Here is a 625-nt window from a genome sequence, read left to right as displayed (position 1 = left end):
ACTCAGTGATGACTGAACAAGCCTTTTTTATATCGGTAATTAGAGATACTGGTAGATTATTCTGGCATCGGAGGCATACGCTGGACCGGTGTGACCGATAAAGGATTTTGCGGCACGCTATCATTGCTACGGCTGCTACTCGTTTGAGCTGCTGAGTTGTTAGTATCTGCAGTTGGTTCAGGTAGGGTCGGCTTACGCTGCTGAGTTTGAGTCTTGACCGGTTTTGCTGGTGCGCTATTATCAGAGATGTCGTCATCATCAGTTATAATACCATCATCGGTCATTTCTATAATTTGCTGCTGCTGCTTTTTAGATTTTGAGCGGTTATTGATAGACACCCATTGGTTTGGCGTATCTTTGAGCTGAGCTTTCATAAAGTCCATCCAAACGGGCAGGGCAGCCACACCACCATACTCTCGGCGACCCATAGATGTTGGCTGATCAAAACCCATCCATACAACCGTTGCATTGGTAGGATGAAATCCTGCAAACCAAGCGTCTTTGGCTTCGTTGGTTGTACCGGTTTTGCCACCAATATCATCACGGCCCAAGGCTTTTGCTCGTACTGCAGTACCACGCTGCACCACATCACGTAAAATATCTGCCATCTCAAATGCTACTCTAG

At 46.6% G+C, this 625-nt stretch carries 1 protein-coding gene; it reads right to left on the bottom strand.

The window, feature by feature from the left end:
* Positions 1 to 56: 56 nt before the first annotated feature.
* Positions 57 to 625: penicillin-binding transpeptidase domain-containing protein (locus ACS8FC_RS18760; RefSeq protein WP_439297901.1), on the bottom strand; the 569-nt coding region annotated here is incomplete at its 5' end.

Source organism: Psychrobacter sp. 1Y4 (genome assembly GCF_051847555.1).
Note: the sequence above shows the minus strand (reverse complement) of the source record. Positions and strands in the feature narration are given on the sequence as shown.